Raw genomic sequence first — 17,778 nt, 5'->3', positions numbered from 1 at the left:
GCGCGGCGCCTTCCGAACACCGAAGGGACGCCTTACATGATCGACCAGCATGGTGAGCTGGACACTGCCCTCGAACGCGTCATCGAGGCGGCCCGCCACCACCTGGCGGCTGTGCGCGATGCGCAGGGCCGAATCGACGACGATGCCGTCTGGCAGGCATACGTCGCGTTGAACAACGCCTCGTACGCCTACGATGAGCAGCTGATGGAGGCCTTCGGCGAGGTTACTCCCTGGGATGTGCAGGCGATCAACCCCGAGGAGGCCGACGAGCGCTTCGCCAGCCCCGACGGATCGCCGGCCGCCGACAGCCACTCCCGGGTCATCTCGGTACGGCAGCGTCGGGACTACCGGGTGCCGAGCATCTCGGCGTTGATCCGAGCCGCCGTGTCGGCCCGTCGGGCAGACACCCCGGCTGAGGAGGAGCCGGCCCCCGTCGAGGGAGTCGGTGAGGCGGTCCTGGAGCTGTTGCAGAGCGGCGACGGGTCGCTGGCCGCGCTGGATGTGCCGGAGCTGGAGCCAATGGATGGCGTCGTCATGGTCAGCGAGGTTGACGCCGCGGTTGATCTCGAGGCCTTCGACGATGACGACCCGGTGGGTCCGTTCCAGCCCGCCGCCGAGGACCGGCTGGTCGGGCGGCTCGACGAGCACCCCTTCTTCGAGCTGGACGACGAGGAGTACGACCACTCTCACTAGCCGCCCCCCACGGCGACCTCACCCTGCGGGGCGAGGCGAGGGGAGCCGACTCTCGGGCCGCGGCGGTCAGTAGGAGAGGCCGGGCTGTGGCGGGCTGATCCGGCGACGGCGCAGAACGACCTGCCGGGTCCCATCCCGGAACAGCCGGACCCGGGTCAGCTCCCAGCCGGAGAACTCCGCCTGGATGGCGAGCTGCGCCGCCGCGGTCAGCCGGTCAACGTTCGGGGGCAACCGGAGCGGCACGTATTCGTAGTCCATGGGCCCTATGCTGCCCATCCGCCCAGCCCAGCGCCACCCCGGAGGCACCCCGCCCGGCCCGGCTACCCAGTCCAGGCAGGGTGGCCTCCGGGCCCGGAGTCAGCCGTCGCGCTCCGGGTAGCCGACCGGGACGGCGGAGACGTCGTCGAGGGCTGTTCTGATCTCCTCCGGCAGGGCCATCTGTTCGACCTGGAGTGCGCCAAGTAGCTGCCCCACTGTGCGTGCGCCGAGGATCGGCGCGACGACCCCGGGCCGGTCGCGGATCCAGGCCAGCGCGACCTCCAGCGGGGAGACGCCGAGACCGCCGGCGGCGGTGGCAACCGCCTCCACGATGCTGGAGCAGCGCGGTTCGAGGTAGGTCGCGACGAACCGCTCGAAGTGCGGTGAGGCCGCCCGAGAATCCGCTGGTCGGCCGTTTCGGTACTTACCGGTCAGGACTCCCCGCCCCAGCGGCGACCAGGGCAACACCCCCAGCCCGAGGGCCGCGCAGGCCGGTAGCACCTCCCGCTCGATGCCACGTTCCAGTAGCGAGTACTCCACCTGGGCGGCGACCACCGGGGAGCGGCCGGGCCAGGCCGCCTGCCAGGCCGCGGCCCGGGCGGTTTGCCAGCCGGAGAAGTTGGAGACGCCGACGTACCGGACCCGCCCGCTGGCGACCGCGTGGTCCAGGGCCGCGAGGGTCTCCTCCAACGGGGTGTCTGGGTCGTACCCGTGCACCTGGAACAGGTCGACGTGGTCGGTGCCAAGCCGACGCAGTGACGCGTCCAGGGTGCGCAGCAGGTGCCCACGAGAGCCGTCGCGGCGCCGGCCGTCGCCCGGGCGTAGCCCCGCCTTGGTCGCGATCAGCAGCTCCTCGCGGGGGACCAGGGTGCCGAGCAATGAGCCGATGACCGACTCGGCGTCGCCGTCACCGTAGACATCGGCGGTGTCGACCATGTTGCCGCCAGCGTCGAGATAACCTTTCAGCTGGGCCGCCGCATCGTCGGCGTCGGTGTCTCGGCCCCAGGTCATGGTGCCGAGCGCGAGCCGCGAAACCGACAGCCCGCTTCGGCCGAGCGGTCGCTGTTGCATGGCTGAATCTTATTTCCATCCTGGGTCGCACCGATATCCTCGCTGCCGTCCAGTCTGCCGCCCGTTCGTCGCTGCGCCCTTCAGGTACGTCCCGGCCCACGCTGTTTTGCGTGAGCCGGTGATCGAGGGTGGCGACGGTATTGCGTAACCTGATGCGACCTGTGGTGTGAATGGGGGAGGACTAGTGCGACTCGGGCTCAGCCTCGGCTACCAGACGGCGTGGAGTACACCCGTCGACCATCTGGCTCTGGCCCAGGAGGCCGACCGGCTCGGCTACACGGTGGTGTGGGCGGCGGAGGCGTATGGCTCCGACTCGCCGAGCATGCTCGCCTGGATGGCCGGCCAGACCAAACGGATCGAGCTGGGTAGCGCGGTGATGCAGATTCCCGGCCGCACCCCGGCGATGACCGCGATGACCGCCGCGACCATCGATGCTCTCTCTGGTGGCCGGTTCCGGCTCGGCCTGGGAGTTTCCGGTCCGCAGGTCTCCGAGGGCTGGCACGGCGTACGGTTTGGCCGGCCGCTTGCCCGGACCCGTGAGTTCGTGGACATCGTTCGGCTGGCGGTGGCCCGCAAGGAGGTCGCCTACACCGGCGACTTCTACACCCTGCCGCTGCCCGACGGCCCGGGCAAGGCGCTGCGCCTGGGCTTCCACCCGCCCCGGGAGTACATCCCGACCTACCTGGCCGCCGTCGGTCCGAAGAACCTGGAACTCGCCGGAGAGATCGCCGACGGCTGGCTCGCCGTCTTCTACGCGCCGGAGTTCGCCGAGGAGCAGCTCGCTGCGATCCGCACCGGTCGGGCCCGCGCCGGCAAGGAGCTTTCCGGCTTCGACGTGGTTCCTTCGGTACCGGTGGTGATCGGCGACGATGTCGCCAACTGCGCCGAACTGGTCCGTTGGTACGCCGCGCTCTACATCGGCGGCATGGGCAGCCGGCAGCAGAACTTCTACAATCAGCTCGCTACCCGGATGGGGTACGGCGACGCCGCGCGCGAGGTGCAGGATCTGTACCTGGCCAAGCGGCACCGCGACGCGGCCGCCGCAGTGCCGCTGGAGTTGATCGACCGCACCTCGCTGCTCGGTCCGAAGGAGCGCATCGCCGAGCGGATGCGGGAGTTCGCCGCCGCCGGCGTCACCACCCTGTCGGTGACCCTCTTCGTGGCTGACCGGGACAGCGGCGTACAGACCCTACGGACTGTCGCCGAGGCGCTGGATCTCGCGGGAGTCGGGGAGTGACCTGGGTCGAGGCCATTGTCCTGGGCATCGTGCAGGGCCTGACCGAGTTCCTGCCGATCAGCTCGTCGGGCCATCTGCGGATCACCTCGGCGATCTTCTTCGAGCAGGACGCCGGGGCGTCCTTCACCGCCGTCACCCAGCTCGGCACCGAGGCGGCGGTACTGCTCTACTTCGCCAAGGACATCTGGCGAATCACCCGTACCTGGGTCGTGGGAATCTGGGATCGGTCGGTGCGCAGCAGCCTCGACTACCGGATGGGCTGGTACGTCATCGTCGGCTCGATTCCCATCGGCGTCTTCGGCCTCCTGTTCAAGGACCAGATCCGGGAGACCGCGCGGAACCTGTGGCTGGTCGCCAGCACCCTGATTCTGTTCGCCTTCGTGCTGGCGTTCGCCGAGTACTGGGGCCGGCAGACCCGCACGCTGGAGAACTTCCGGATGCGGGACGGTGTGGTGATGGGTTTCGCGCAGGCGATGGCGCTGATTCCCGGTGTGTCCCGTTCGGGGGGGACGCTCACCGCCGGCCTGCTGCTCAATCTGACCCGGGAGACCGCGGCGCGATACTCGTTCCTGCTGGCCATTCCCGCGGTGGTGATGTCGGGCGTGCTCAGCCTCGAGGACGTCTTCGCGCCGGCCGCGCCGGGTACCTCGGTGCCGAGCGGGGCGCAGATGATCGTGGCCACGGCGGTCGCCTTCGCCGTGGGGTACGCGGCCATCGCCTGGCTGCTGCGCTACGTTGCGCACCACACCCTGTACATCTTTGTCCTGTATCGGGTGGCGTTGGGAACGCTGGTGTTCGCCCTGCTGCTGACCGGCACGATCAGCGCCACCTGACCCTCGCGCCGACGCGCCCGGGCGCGGCACCGCCCGGAGCGCGTCGGCGGGCCAGGGGTGGGGCAGGCCCTAGGGTGGTCACCGTGGCGACCCTACTGCTCTTGCGACACGGCCGGACGACCGCGAACGCGGCCGGCGGGTTGGCTGGTCGGCAGCCGGTCGAGCTGGACGAGACCGGCCGTACCCAGGCGACCGCGGTCGGCGAGCGACTCCGGTTGCTCCCCTGCGCGACCGTGGTGACCAGCCCGTTGGTTCGTTGTCGGCAGACCCTGGACCGGGCGTTGCCCGAGGTCGTGCCGGTGGTGGAGGAAGGGCTGACCGAGTGCGGGTACGGCAGCTGGGAGGGGCAGCCGCTGAAACAGCTGGCGAAGGACCCGCTCTGGCCGGTCGTGCAGCAGCATCCCAGCGCGGCGGTCTTTCCCGGTGGGGGAGAGGCGATGGCGAGCATGGCGGCCCGGGCGGTGGCCGCGGTGCGTACCTGGGACGCTCGGGTGAGTGCGGAGCACGGGTCGGACACGGTCTGGCTGGCCTGTACCCACGGCGACGTGATCAAAGCGATCGTGGCGGACGCACTCGGCCTGCACCTGGATCTCTTCCAGCGTATCGTCGTGGATCCGGCCTCGGTCACGGTGATCCGTTACACCCCGCTGCGTCCGTTCCTGGTGCGGCTCAACGACACCGGCGGCGATCTGACGGCGTTGGTTCCACCCCCGCCGAAGCGGGGTGGAGGGAGCACCGCCGACTCGGACGCCGCGATCGGTGGCGGCGCCGGGGCAGGGGCTTGACGGTCGTGGATCGCGTCGACGCTGGCGAGGGGCGACGTGGCCGGGCGGCCACGGCGGGACCGAGGGCCGCCGCGCGGCGATTCCGGTCGGTGGGGTGCGCGCCGTGCGGGTGCGCCGGATAGGGTCGAGGTATGACCCACCAGGTGCACGCCTTCGAGCCGCCGGAGCGGTTCGTCGCCGGAACCGTCGGGCCGCCGGGGGATCGCACGTTCTTCCTCCAGGCGCGCGGCGGTGGCCGGCTGGTCAGCGTCGCGCTGGAGAAGGTCCAGGTCTCACTGCTGGCGGAGAAGCTGGAGGAGCTGCTCTCCGAGGCGCAACGACGGTTTGGGGTGAAGCTGCCGGAGACCGGCCCGGTCGGTGGCGACAACGATCCGCTGGACACGCCCGTCGATGAGGAGTTCCGGGTCGGCACCCTGGGGCTGGCCTTTGACGTGGACACCGAGACGGTCGTGATCGAGGCGATCGCGGTCGGCGAGGCCGAGGTCGAGGTTGGGGCCGAGGCCGCGGCGGAGGTCGAGTTGGACGAGTCGGACGACGAGGAGTCCGCCGACGAGTCAGACGACGACCTGGACCGGCTGCGGGTGCGGTTGACCCCGGAGGCGACCCGTGAGTTCATCGGACGGGCCCGGCGGGTGGTAAACGCGGGCCGGCCGCCATGTCCGCTCTGCGGCCAGCCCCTCGACCCCGTCGGTCACCTCTGCCCGCGCCACAACGGCTACCACCGGTGACCTCATCTGACCTGCGCGGTAGCCGGGACCGGGAGTGGCCGCGCCAGGACGATGATCCGTCGCTTCGGCTGCTCCGGGAGGGCGCGCTGGATCTGGAGGGGCGGCTGGTGGACGCCTCGAACACGACGCTGCGCGCGGTGCTGACCCTGGATGGGACGACCGCGCGTTGTGTCTACAAGCCGGTACGGGGTGAGCGGCCCCTCTGGGACTTCCCGGACGGCAATCTCGCCGGGCGCGAGGTCGCTGCGTATCTGGTGTCCGCCGCCACCGGCTGGGACCTGGTGCCGCCGACGGTGCTGCGCGACGGGCCACTCGGCCCCGGCTCCTGTCAGCTGTGGATCAACGGCCCGGACGAGTGGGAGCCACTGGTCGGGTTTGTTCCCGCCGACGCGCTGCCGTCTCGGTGGTTCGCGGTCGCAGCGGCCCGGGACGATGAGGGCAGCCCGTACGTCCTGGCGCACGCCGACGACCCGCGGCTGGCCCGGCTGGCGGTGCTCGATGTGGTCATCAACAACGCCGACCGTAAGGGCGGACATGTCCTGGTCGGCCCGGACGGCCGAATCCACGGCGTGGACCACGGGGTCAGCTTCCACATGGAGGAGAAGCTGCGCACGGTTCTGTGGGGTTGGGCGGGCCGCGAGCTGCCGGCGGAGATGGCGGAGGTGCTCGCGGCGCTCGCCGACGCGGTCGCCGGAGATCTGGGCGGGGAACTCGCCAACTACCTCACCCGCGGCGAGATCGCCGAAGTGGCTGCCCGGATCGGGCGGCTGCGGGCCGCCGGTCGCTTCCCGCTGCCCTCGCCGCAGTGGCCGGCGATTCCGTGGCCACCTATGTGAGCAGTTGTCACGTTAGTTACCTCTCGCGTGACCCGTAGCCCGCTGACGGCTGGTTAGGCTGGCGGTCATGGACTCTTGGGCGGGACACGAGGTGCCGCGGCTACCGGGCCGGGGCGGGCCGCTGATGTTGTTTGACTCGGCCCGGCGAGGCGCCGCAGCCAGCGCGCCGACCGGCACCGGCACAATGTATGTCTGCGGCATCACCCCGTATGACGCCACCCACCTCGGGCATGCCGCCACTATGATCACCTTCGACCTGATCCAGCGGGTGTGGCGGGATGCGGGACTGGACGTGACGTACGTGCAGAACGTCACGGACATCGACGATCCGCTGCTGGAGCGGGCCGCTCGGGACGGCGAGGACTGGAAGGTCCTGGCGATGCGGGAGACCGCCCTGTTCCGGGAGGACATGGCGGCGCTGCGGATCATCCCGCCGGAGCACTACGTCGGTGCGGTGGAGTCGATTCCAGATATCGCCGAGCGGGTCCTGACCCTGGTGAAGGAGGGCGCTGCCTACCGGCTGGAGGACGGCACGGGCGATGTCTACTTCGACATCTCGGCCGCGCCCCGGTTCGGGTATGAGTCACACCTGAGCCGGGAGCAGATGCTGGAGATCTTCCCCGAGCGCGGTGGTGACCCGGACCGAGCCGGCAAACGCGATCCGCTTGATCCCCTGCTGTGGCGTGGTGCCCGCCCGGATGAGCCGTCGTGGCCCGGCGGCGATCTGGGCCCGGGCCGCCCCGGCTGGCACATCGAGTGCGCCGTGATCGCGTTGAACCTGCTCGGCGAGCAGATCGATGTGCAGGGCGGCGGCAATGATCTGATCTTCCCGCACCACGAGTGTTCGGCCGCGCACGCCGAGCTGCTGACCGGGCAGGCCCCGTTCGCCGGGCACTACGTGCACGCCGGCATGATCGGCCTGGACGGGGAGAAGATGTCCAAGTCCCGCGGCAACCTGGTCTTCGTCTCCCGGTTGCGGGCCGACCAGGTGGATCCGATGGCGGTCCGGCTGGCCCTGATGAGCGGGCACTACCGCAGCGACCGCTCCTGGAGCGACGAGCTGTTGGCGACCGCGCAGGAGCGGCTGGGCCGATGGCGCAGGGCGGCCGCGCTGCCCTGCGGACCGTCCGCCGAGGCGTTTCTGGCCACGCTTCGTGCGCGCCTCGCTGACGACCTCGACGCCCCGGGGGCGCTCGCTCTGGCAGACTCCTGGGCGGAGGCGGCGCTCGTCGGTACCGGCGACGACCCGGCGGCACCCGCGCTCTTCACCCGGGCCCTGGACGCCCTGCTCGGCGTCCGTCTGTGACCTGCTGGGCAGGCTGATCGGCCGGGTCGGCCTTCGCTCGGTGCGCCGGGTCGATCTTCGCCGTGGCGCCGCCGGAGCTGGGCTGGTCGGAGCCCGGTCAGCCGAGGACGAGGCCCGGGCCCGGATCCGGACCCGGGTCGGTCGCCGGGGCGGGGATCCGGTACGCCTCGGTCAGGGTGGTGACCGGGCCGGGCCAGGTGGCCTGGGCGACCTCGATTGGCCTACGGCGCTCGTCGTAGGCGACGTGCAGCAGGTGTAGCACCGGGGTGTCGGGTCGGATCTGGAGGGTCTCCGCCTCGTCTCGGCTGGGCTGCCGGGCACTGATCGTGTCAGTCGCGGTGACGTACCGCCGGCCGGTGGCTTCCTCGGCCTCCTGGTAGAGGGGGCGGCCGAACGCCTCGGTCCGCTCCAGTGAGGTGCCGGCGGTGTCGGTCGGTAGGAACCAGGCGGCGCCCACCTCTACCGGGGAGTCCTCGGCGCGGACCAGGTGCCGGCGACAGAGCAGCTCGGTGCCGTCGGATACGCCGAACGCGTCGGCGACCTCGGGCGGTGCGGGGGTGGGCCCGACGGAGACGAGCTGTTGCCGGTACCGGGCGGCGAGGTCGGCGTGGTAGCCACGGAAGCCGCCGTACCGGCCCCGGGAGAGCCGGTTGAGGCGGCGCCGGGTGCCGCGGACGTAGGTGCCGGAGCCGGGCTTGGTGATCAGGACACCCTCGACCCGTAGCTGGTCCACGGCGCGCTGCACGGTCTGCTTGGCGACTCCGAACATTTCGGCGATCGCCGGGATGGAGGGGAGCCGCTCGCCGGGGCCCCAGTCACCGCGACGCACCTGTGCCTTGATCTGCGCGGCGATCTGTCGGTGCGGGAACTCGGCCGCACCCGGGTTGATCTGCATGCCCGCCTCCTCGATCATCACTAGGTTCCTAGGATGCCGTAGCGGGTGTGTCCCGTCCACACCCGACTCACCTCACACCCCAAGCGCAGCGCGGGTCCACGACCGAGGCGTCGCATGTCGCGGACAGAAAGCCGGTGGCCCGCCACCGGTGCGGTGGCGGGCCACGAGGAGCAGCGTGCTATGGGCTACCAGGAGCCGGCGGTAGGTCCGGCGGAGCCGCCGCGCCGGCGCAGGTACTTCTCAAACTCCTGGGCGATTTCGTCCCCGGTCAGCGGGGTGATGCCGGCGTCACCGACCCGTTCCTCCAGCTCGCGGACGTACTCACCGAGCTCGGCGTCCTGCTCTGCGGCGCCCCGGACCCGCTGCTCCCACTCGGCTGCCTCCTCGGCGAGGTCCGCCATCGGCACCGGTAGGTCCAGCACCTCCTCGACCCGGTGCAGCAGGGCCAGGGTCGCCTTGGGGCAGGGTGGGTTGTTGGCGTAGTGCGGCACATGCACCCAGAACGACACCGCGTCCACCTCGGCCCGCGAGCAGGCGTCGTGCAGGACCCCGACAATGCCGGTGGGTCCGTCGTAGCGGGTGGGGGTGAGCTGGAAGCGCTGCGCCGCGCCCTTGTCGGAGGCGCTTCCGCTGATCGGTAGCGGTCGGGTGTACGGCACGTCGGCCAGGAGTGCGCCGAGCAGCACCACCCGTTCGACCTCCAGGCTGTGGCAGATCTCCAGCACCTGCTCGCAGAAGGTGCGCCAGCGCATGCTCGGCTCGATGCCGCGGATCAGCACGACATCCCGTTCGGTACCGGCCGGGCTGGCGGCCATGAACCGGGTGGTGGGCCACTCCACCCGTCGGGTCTCGCCGGCCGACATCGCGATCGTGGGGCGGCTGACCTGGAAATCGTAGAAGTCTTCCGGATCCAGCTCGGTCACCGGCCGGGCCTGCCACACCTGTTCCAGGTGCTCGACGGCGGCCGTCGAGGCGTCGGCGGCGTCGTTCCAGCCTTCGAAGGCGGCGATGGCCACGGGGGACCGCAGAACCGGCAGTCCGTCGAACTCGGTCACGCGGCCACCTCGTCCCGCCCGTCGGGGCGGGTGCCGGGTGGGTGCCCGGTTGGCCGGCCGCCATGCATCGTGGCGTCGCTGTAGTCCCTCACGTCCGTCAGCCTACGTGCCAGGGGCGGGAACCGGACCGTCGGCCGCGCCGATCTACCAATCGACAAAACAGTTATTCTGGTGGTAAAAGGGCAGCGTGTGCTAGTTACCCCATGTGGGACCGGTGGCCAGGGATAGACCACACCCCGTGTCGTCGCAGTAACCTGAAGCCGTGGTGATCTCTGTGCTCGACGCGCTGACCGACCGGATCCTCGTCGCCGACGGGGCGATGGGGACCATGTTGCATGCGGCAGACCTGACTCTCGACGACTTCGATGGGCTGGAGGGCTGCAACGAGATCCTCAACGTGACCCGGCCAGACGCTGTTCGTGGCGTGCACGAGGCATATCTGGCCGCGGGTGCAGACTGCGTGGAGACCAACACGTTCGGTGCCAACCTGGCCAACCTGGCCGAGTACGGCATTGAGGGGCGTATCCGTGAGCTGGCCGAGGCCGGTGCCCGGCTGGCCCGCACCGCCGCCGACGTGTACGCGACACCGGAGCAGCCGCGCTTCGTCCTGGGCTCGATCGGGCCGGGCACGAAACTGCCCACCCTTGGGCACGCCACGTACGCCGCGCTGCGGGACGCGTACCAGGAGAACGCCGTCGGCCTGATCGCTGGCGGATCAGATGCGTTGATCATCGAGACCTGTCAGGACCTGCTTCAGGTGAAGGCGGCGGTGATCGGCTCGAAGCGGGCGATGGCCGAGCTGGGCCAATCGGTCCCGATCATCTGCCACATGGCGGTGGAGACCACCGGCACGATGCTACTGGGCAGCGAGATCGGCGCCGCGCTCACCGCGACTGAGCCACTCGGCATCGACCTCATCGGGCTGAACTGCTCCACCGGCCCGGCGGAGATGGGGGAGCACCTGCGCTACCTGTCGCAGCACTCCCAGATTCCGGTGTCGGTGATGCCGAACGCCGGCCTGCCGGTCCTCACCTCCGACGGTGCGTACTTCCCGCTGACACCGGATGAGATGGGCGATGCCCTGGAGCAGTTCGTCACCGACTACGGTGTGGCGCTGGTCGGCGGCTGCTGCGGAAGCACGCCGGAGCACATTCGGGTGCTGGCCGAACGGATGCGTGGCCGGCCGCCGGTGGTGCGCGAGCCACGGCCCGAGCCCGGCGCCTCGTCGATCTACCACCATGTCCCGTTCGCGCAGGACGCGAGCGTGCTGATGGTGGGGGAGCGGACCAACGCCAACGGATCCAAGGCGTTCCGTGAGGCCATGCTCGCCGAGGATTGGCAGGCCTGCGTGGAGATCGCCCGTGGCCAGGCGCGGGACGGCTCACACTTGCTGGACCTCTGCGTGGACTACGTGGGACGCGACGGCACCCAGGACATGCGCGAGTTGGCCAGCCGGTTCGCCACCGCCTCCACGTTGCCGATCATGTTGGACTCGACCGAGCCGGGCGTGATCGAGGCCGGGCTGGAGACGCTTGGTGGGCGGTGCGTAGTTAACTCGGTCAACTTCGAGGACGGCGATGGCCCCGACTCCCGGTATGCCCGCCTGATGCCCGTGGTCAAGGAACACGGCGCGGCGGTGGTGGCGCTGCTCATCGACGAGGAGGGGCAGGCACGCACCAAGGACTGGAAGGTACGCGTGGCCACCCGGTTGATCGACGATCTGACCAGCCGTTGGGGGATGGCCCGGTCGGACATCCTGATTGACGCCCTGACCTTCCCGATCGCCACCGGGCAGGAGGAGACTCGGCGGGATGGGATCGAGACCATTGAGGCGATCCGAGAGATCGCTGCTCGCTACCCGGGGGTCAACTTCACCCTGGGAGTTTCCAACGTCTCGTTCGGCCTCAATCCGGCGGCCCGGCAGGTGCTCAACTCGGTGTTCCTGCACGAGTGCGTCCAGGCCGGGCTGACCTCGGCGATCGTGCACGCCAGCAAGATCCTGCCGATGCCGAAGATTCCCGATGAGCAGCGGGAGATCGCACTCGATCTGGTCTACGACCGACGCCGTGAGGGGTACGACCCGGTCCAGCGCTTCATCGAAGCCTTCGAGGGGGTGGACGCCGCATCGGCGCGGGCCAGCCGAGCGGAGGAACTGGCCGCGTTGCCGCTGGAGGAGCGGCTCAAGCGCCGGATCATCGACGGCGAGCGGAACGGTCTCGAGGACGATCTGGACGCGGCCCTCGCCACCGGGTTGGCGGCGATGGTCGTTATCAACGACATTCTGCTGGACGGGATGAAAGTGGTCGGCGAGCTGTTTGGGTCCGGCCAGATGCAGCTACCGTTCGTACTCCAGTCCGCCGAGGTGATGAAGTCCGCGGTGGCGTACCTGGAGCCGCATCTGGAGAAGGCCGACGACGGCGGTAAGGGACGGATCGTGCTCGCCACCGTGAAGGGCGACGTCCACGACATCGGCAAGAACCTCGTGGACATCATCCTGTCGAACAACGGCTATGAGGTGGTGAACATCGGGATCAAGCAGCCGATCAACGCCATCCTCGACGCCGCCGAGCAAAACCGCGCCGACGCGATCGGGATGTCGGGGCTGTTGGTGAAGAGCACCGTCATCATGAAGGAGAACCTGGTCGAGATGGCCACGCGGGGCGTTGCGGAGCGCTGGCCGGTCCTGCTTGGCGGCGCGGCGCTGACCCGCGCGTATGTCGAGGACGACCTGCGATCGATGTTCCCCGGCCAGGTGCACTATGCCCGGGACGCCTTCGAAGGGCTCTCCCTGATGGACCGGGTGATGGCCGCCAAGCGCGGTGGCGCACAGGTGGTGGACCCGGAACGGGAGGCGGCACTGGCCGCGCGGCGGGAGCGGCGGGCGCGGCAGCGGGCGATCGTCAGCGAGTCGTTGCCGGAGCTGAATGACGCCTCGGTCCGCTCCGACGTGGCCACCGATGTGGAGGTGCCCACCCCACCGTTCTTCGGCACCCGGGTGGTCAAGGGGCTGCCCCTCGCCGACTACGCGGCCCTGCTCGACGAACGGGCTACGTTCCTCGGGCAGTGGGGACTGCGCGGTACCCGCGGCGGCAAGGGCCCCACCTACGAGGAGCTGGTGGAGACCGAGGGTCGGCCGCGGCTGCGCTATTGGCTGGACCGGCTCATCGCCGACCAGGTACTTGAGGCAGCTGTCGTGTACGGCTACTTCCCGGCCTACTCCGACGGCAACGACCTGGTCGTGCTCGACGAGAACGGGCACGCTGAGCGGGCCCGATTCACCTTCCCCCGGCAGCGCCAGGAGCGGCGGCTCTGCTTGGCCGACTTCTTCCGGCCTCGCGGCAGCGAGCTTGACGTGGTCGCGCTGCAACTGGTCACGGTTGGCCAACCGATCAGCGAATATACGGCGAAGTTGTTCGCCCGCAATGAGTACCGCGACTATCTGGAGGTTCACGGGCTGTCGGTGCAGCTCACCGAGGCCCTTGCCGAGTACTGGCACCAGCGGGTCCGCGCCGAGCTGAGGCTGCCCGACGACCGTACGGTGGCCACCGCCGACCCGCCTGACCTGGCCGGGCTGCTGCGCACCGAGTACCGGGGTTGCCGGTATGCCTTCGGCTACCCGGCCTGCCCCGACCTGGAGGATCGGGCGAAGCTCGTGGACCTGTTGGGAGCGGAGCGGATTGGTGTTCAACTGTCGGAGGAGTTCCAGCTTGTTCCGGAACAGGCCACGGACGCAATCGTCGTGCACCACCCGGAGGCGAGCTACTTCAACGCCAAGTGACACCAGGTCCGTTCGACCAGGTCCCAGAGGGGTGATCCGCCTGTTGGTCGAGCCCGATGCCCTTGATAGGGCTGGGCGGGATCACGATGGGTGTGCACCAGCCGACGACACATCGGAGAGCAGCTGAACCCAGAAGCTGAGGGAGGCCGAAAGCTCGTCGGGCAGGACAGCCGCCCTTCCCCATGCTGCAGAAAAATTGTGCGGACACGTGGATTGAGGTTGCCGTTCTCTATTGGATTCCAAGGCTTCTGTATGTGGAAGTAGCGGCGTTTCCGGTGAGTAATCCGGTCGCAGTCCATCTATTTCTGACCGGGTGCCCGAGCTGGCTATTTCGCCACCCTTTTCGGCAATGCCGGCCCTTGGAGTGGTGGTGCCGCACCGTGCCGGATGGTTGGTGACTCGCTGTTGTCGGCGCGAGCACTTCCAGTGCAAATCAGGATAAGTCAGCCTGTTATGGGACTGAAGTTGGTGTATCCCCCTGTACTATGTGAACAAACGCATTTCCTCAGGTAGTTGAATGCCTGCCGCTATCTCGGTCCGGACGGGCCGCCTGGACCGAGGGCGCAAACCGGGTCGCATTGGGCCCGAAGCGGTGGCGCTCGGCGGCAACGTCGCAACTGGTGGTCAACGGGTTGCCACGACTCGCGCCGCTGCCTTCGCGTAGGTGCTCACCCAGCGCAACCTTGTGTCGGGCCTGTCCCGCCATGTGTCAGGGCCGGATCCCCGTCCTGGCGCGATTGTGCCCGGGCGTCGCGGTTACGGTCAGTGAGAAATACAACCATACCTGGAGTAATCCTGTCGGGTATTGGCTTCAATAATTCCCGTGGGGTGGTAGCGACTATGCCGTTGGTGGGGAAGAATCACTCTCCAATGTCCCTTTCGAGATTGAGGTACTTGTCATAGTCAATAGATTCTGGTATTAGGGCGCGTATCCCGGCGGTCAGCATGGTGGCCACAAATTCTGACCAAACAACTATCGAACATAGGGCCAGGGCGCCAGGTGAGCCGCGGGCACCACCTCGCGAAGAGTGCCGCAGCCCGGCCGCGGTTCAGGTGGCGAGTCGTGTGAAGCGTGGCCTTGCAGACGCGGCCGCTGGCCGCGTACGGGGATTGGTTTGTCATTGATGCGCAGGTGAGTAGGTCGGGCACTCGGTGGCTGCCGCCAGTACTGGTGACAGCAAGCGAGGAAACTGCACGAGCTGTGGGGAGGATGTCTTGGGTAAGTCAGTGCCGCCGGTGCGACTTCACGCCCACCCGTTACGGAAGGTGCGTGGCTGGGAGGAGCATCTGGCGCAGATCAGCACTGATCTGCGCCGGGTCGTGGCGGACCGGCGGTGTCGGGTGCTTATCGTGCAGGCCGCGCCCGGCGGGGGCAAGACCCGGCTATTGGCCGAGGTAGCCGACATCGCCGACGACATGGGCTTCACCACCGTCGGGGATGTCATGGCTGGTCCACCTGATGCGGCACCTGAAATGCTGCAACCTCCTGCCGTTGCTCAGCTCAAGGTGGCTGGCAGTGGCACGGACCGTGGTCACAGTCCACGAGTGACCTTCCCGGTCGAGGCGACCGGAACGCGGCTGCGTCACGTCGCGAAGGGCGTTCCCACGGTGGTGACCCTTGATGACCTGCACCTGGCTGACCTCTCCACCCTGACGGCGTTGTGTGACCAAATCCTGGCGCTCAGGGGCCGACCGATCCTTTGGCTACTGACCTTCACTTCGTTGGCGAGCTTCGCACCTTCCGAACAGGCGTTCCTATGCTTGAGTAGACTTCGGGGCAGAGTGGCTGTCGAACTGATCCGGGGGTTGAGTCCGCTCTCGACCACGGCGCTGGAGCAACTGATCGCCGACCATTCCGGATCCGTCCCCGACGCAACGCTGCTCGCCCTGGTGGAAAGCATCAACGATACGCCCTCCGCAGTCATCGAACTCATACGCGGGCTCAAGGAGGACGGCGTCATCGGTGCGGTTGACGGCACCCTAGGGCTTACTCCGGGCGCGTCGGGCGGTTCCCGTGACATCAATGCCATTCATCTGCCCGCGCCAGTGCCGAAGCGGCTGTCCGCCATGATCGAGGAAAGTGTCCAGCGGCTCTCGGAGCCGACTGTCAAGTCCCTTCGACTGGCGGCCGTACTCGGATCTCCGTTTGCGCCGGAGGAGCTGTCCGCCATGCTCGACGAATCGCCGGCTGTCCTACTGACGGTGGTGCACGAAGCGGTGGAGCACAGGATGCTGGTCTGTTGTGGGCAGCAGCTGGCGTTCCGCACCGACTCAATCTGGCGGGTGCTCCTTGACTCTGTGCCGCCGCCGGTACGCGCGTTGTTGCATCGGCAGGCGGCGGAGGTGCTGCTGCGGCGCCCGGATGGGGCAGAACGTGCCGCCCTCCAACTGGCGCACGTAGCTCAACCCGGTAACGCCAGGGATATCGAGATCATCGTGGAAGGAGCCCGAGGTCTCATCGTCACCGATCCCATGACCGCAGCCTCCCTGGCGATGCGAGGGATGGAACTGCTGGACCCGGGACAAGACCAACGCGTGCGCCTCGCCAACACCGCAACGAAGGCACTCACCAGGTCGGGACGCTTGGACGAGGCGGTCTCCCTGGCCAGGGACGAGATTGACGTGGCCTTGAGCATGGCGCCCGCGTCGGTGCCGCCTGCCCGCAACATCGCTGCCCTGCAGACGTCGATGTCGACCGCGCTGCTGTTGCGCGGCGATGCGCCGGCTGCCCGCCAGGCCACCGACGACGTGCTGGCCAGGCAGGCGGGGGGACCTCCGCGTGCCGAAGCCGTTATCACCCATCTCACCGCTTCCTATTTGATTGGTGACGGTACGGCGGTCGAGCAAGCACGCCTGCTCCTCAGCAGACCCAGCCGACGTGACCTGGCGGTACGGGTCAGCGCAATGACTGTCCGCGCAATGGATCAGTGGCGAGATGGCCACGTGGAAGCTGCGGTGGCGATCCTGCGGGAGGCCGTGGGGCTCAACTATGTTGGCGACACCGTCCAAGTCCTCGACCCGTGCTGGTTCCTCGCCTTTGCGCTAATCCGGATCGATGAGTACGACGAAGCGGAGGAGGTCGTGCGGGGATTGGCCCGAACGGCCGCTTCGACGGCCGACACCCCGGCGACCACGGTGCAGGCCGCGCTTCGCGTACCCTTGCATCTCGCCCAGGGACAGCTGGACGAGGCCGAGAAGGTCGCTCGCGCCGCTTTGCGGCAGGACGGCGCGCACATGCCGATATTCGCACCACAGGCGTTGCTGGTCCTGGCCCACGTAGCCCTACGTCGTGGAAATCCGGCCCTGGCCGCAACCCATCTCAAGCCCCTGGAAGGGGAGGGTCCACAGCGCTCTTCGAGCCCGTGGCAGGCTGAGTGTCTCCTGCTGCAGGCGCAGTTGGCGGAGGTGAACGACGGCCCCGCAGCGGCACTGGAAGTGCTGGCCGAGACCGGGGCGCAGCCGATCACACCTCGTGAGATCGTTCTGGAGGACCCGGCGGTCGCCGCCTGGTGGGTACGTTGCGCACTGACGGCAGACCAGCCGCAGATCGCAGGAGCAGTCGTCGACACAATCGAACATCTCAGTCGGCTCAATCCGGATACTCCCGCGCTACTCGCCGCGGCCACACACGCCCGGGCGCTCGCTGAGGCGGACACCGACGGCCTCGCCGAGGCCGGTCGACTACACCGAAACCCCTGGGCTCAGGTCGCAACGGCCGAGGATCGTGCCCGGATCTTTCTCTTTCAGGAGAATCATGAATCCGCGGTCGTTGAACTTGACCGTGCCATGAACGCCTACGCCCGGTTCGGTGCGGAGCGAGAGGCCGCCCGCGTGCGCGCCCAGCTACGCGGACTCGGAGTGTGTCGTCGGCACTGGAAGCATGCGAAGCGTCCAGAGTCCGGCTGGGAGAGTCTCACCGAGACCGAACGAAAGGTAGCCGAACTAGTGGCCGGCGGCCTTACCAACCAGCAGGCGGCCGACCGCTTGTTCATCTCACCACACACCGTGGGATTCCATCTGCGGCAGATTTACCGAAAGCTCGGTATCCGGTCCCGTGCTGCGCTGATTCGAACTGATGCGTCACGCATTTCCCAGGCCCGTAGCATCATCGCTTAGGGCATGTTTGGGAGGTGGTTGGCCGGGTGTGTTTGACGGGCTCAGGGCGCGTTCCACCCTGATTCTTCGCGGGTCTGACGCCTGTCGATGATTGAGGGCTCTACGAAATTAGCGGGGGTCGAGGTGGCCTCGGGTGCGTCTGGTGGTAGCGCAGCGGGTGCGTAGTCGCTGGTTGGCGGGGTTGCGG

The 17,778-nt window shown here is 68.6% G+C and carries 13 protein-coding genes; 9 read left to right on the top strand and 4 right to left on the bottom strand.

What is annotated here, in order from left to right; all coding sequences use genetic code 11:
* Positions 1–36: 36 nt before the first annotated feature.
* Complete coding sequence (locus K228_RS0119625) at positions 37–693, top strand: hypothetical protein (RefSeq protein ID WP_025619974.1); 657 nt, start codon at positions 37–39, stop codon at positions 691–693.
* 66 nt (positions 694–759) lie between these two features.
* Here the strand turns inward: K228_RS0119625 and K228_RS0119620 are convergent, their stop codons facing one another.
* Together K228_RS0119620 and K228_RS0119615 are read right to left on the bottom strand one after the other, a co-directional pair.
* Complete coding sequence (locus tag K228_RS0119620; RefSeq protein ID WP_025619973.1) at positions 760–951, bottom strand: DUF5703 family protein; 192 nt, start codon at positions 949–951, stop codon at positions 760–762.
* A gap of 99 nt (positions 952–1,050) precedes the next feature.
* Positions 1,051–2,022 carry an aldo/keto reductase gene (locus K228_RS0119615; RefSeq protein WP_025619972.1) on the bottom strand — a complete coding sequence of 324 codons (972 nt, stop codon included), beginning with the start codon at positions 2,020–2,022 and terminating at the stop codon, positions 1,051–1,053.
* A 184-nt stretch (positions 2,023–2,206) separates the two neighbouring features.
* Between K228_RS0119615 and K228_RS0119610 the strand changes: the two genes are divergently transcribed.
* From K228_RS0119610 to mshC, 6 genes are all read left to right on the top strand, one after another.
* Positions 2,207–3,259, top strand: a complete 1,053-nt coding sequence (locus K228_RS0119610) for an LLM class F420-dependent oxidoreductase (protein WP_025619971.1) — start codon at positions 2,207–2,209, stop codon at positions 3,257–3,259.
* Entirely contained in the window at positions 3,256–4,092 is an 837-nt protein-coding gene (locus K228_RS0119605) for an undecaprenyl-diphosphate phosphatase (RefSeq protein ID WP_025619970.1), read from the top strand. The genes K228_RS0119610 and K228_RS0119605 overlap by 4 nt, the downstream gene beginning before the upstream one ends.
* Before the next feature lie 74 nt (positions 4,093–4,166).
* Positions 4,167–4,877, top strand: a complete 711-nt coding sequence (locus K228_RS0119600; RefSeq protein ID WP_025619969.1) for an MSMEG_4193 family putative phosphomutase — start codon at positions 4,167–4,169, stop codon at positions 4,875–4,877.
* 131 nt (positions 4,878–5,008) lie between these two features.
* Positions 5,009–5,605, top strand: coding sequence for a DUF3090 domain-containing protein (locus K228_RS0119595; protein ID WP_025619968.1), 597 nt, complete (start codon positions 5,009–5,011; stop codon positions 5,603–5,605).
* Entirely contained in the window at positions 5,602–6,441 is an 840-nt protein-coding gene (locus K228_RS0119590; protein ID WP_025619967.1) for an SCO1664 family protein, read from the top strand. The genes K228_RS0119595 and K228_RS0119590 overlap by 4 nt, the downstream gene beginning before the upstream one ends.
* 67 nt (positions 6,442–6,508) lie before the next feature.
* On the top strand, positions 6,509–7,747 hold the full coding sequence (mshC, locus tag K228_RS0119585) for a cysteine--1-D-myo-inosityl 2-amino-2-deoxy-alpha-D-glucopyranoside ligase (RefSeq protein ID WP_025619966.1): 1,239 nt from the start codon (positions 6,509–6,511) through the stop codon (positions 7,745–7,747).
* A gap of 97 nt (positions 7,748–7,844) precedes the next feature.
* On the opposite strand, the gene K228_RS0119580 is transcribed toward mshC, so the two are convergent.
* Together K228_RS0119580 and K228_RS0119575 are read right to left on the bottom strand one after the other, a co-directional pair.
* On the bottom strand, positions 7,845–8,642 hold the full coding sequence (locus K228_RS0119580) for a GntR family transcriptional regulator (protein WP_025619965.1): 798 nt from the start codon (positions 8,640–8,642) through the stop codon (positions 7,845–7,847).
* A gap of 185 nt (positions 8,643–8,827) precedes the next feature.
* The gene (locus K228_RS0119575) at positions 8,828–9,697 is read right to left on the bottom strand and encodes a PAC2 family protein (protein ID WP_018252797.1); all 870 of its coding nucleotides are present in this window, start codon (positions 9,695–9,697) and stop codon (positions 8,828–8,830) included.
* Positions 9,698–9,959: 262 nt separating this feature from the next.
* Between K228_RS0119575 and metH the strand changes: the two genes are divergently transcribed.
* Complete coding sequence (metH, locus tag K228_RS0119570; RefSeq protein ID WP_025619964.1) at positions 9,960–13,475, top strand: methionine synthase; 3,516 nt, start codon at positions 9,960–9,962, stop codon at positions 13,473–13,475.
* 1,227 nt (positions 13,476–14,702) lie between these two features.
* The gene (locus K228_RS0119565; protein WP_025619963.1) at positions 14,703–17,591 is read left to right on the top strand and encodes a helix-turn-helix transcriptional regulator; all 2,889 of its coding nucleotides are present in this window, start codon (positions 14,703–14,705) and stop codon (positions 17,589–17,591) included.
* Positions 17,592–17,778: the final 187 nt, after the last annotated feature.

This window comes from Salinispora cortesiana (assembly GCF_000484695.1).
In the GTDB taxonomy this organism is placed as follows: Bacteria; Actinomycetota; Actinomycetes; order Mycobacteriales; family Micromonosporaceae; genus Micromonospora; species Micromonospora cortesiana.
Note: the sequence above shows the minus strand (reverse complement) of the source record. Positions and strands in the feature narration are given on the sequence as shown.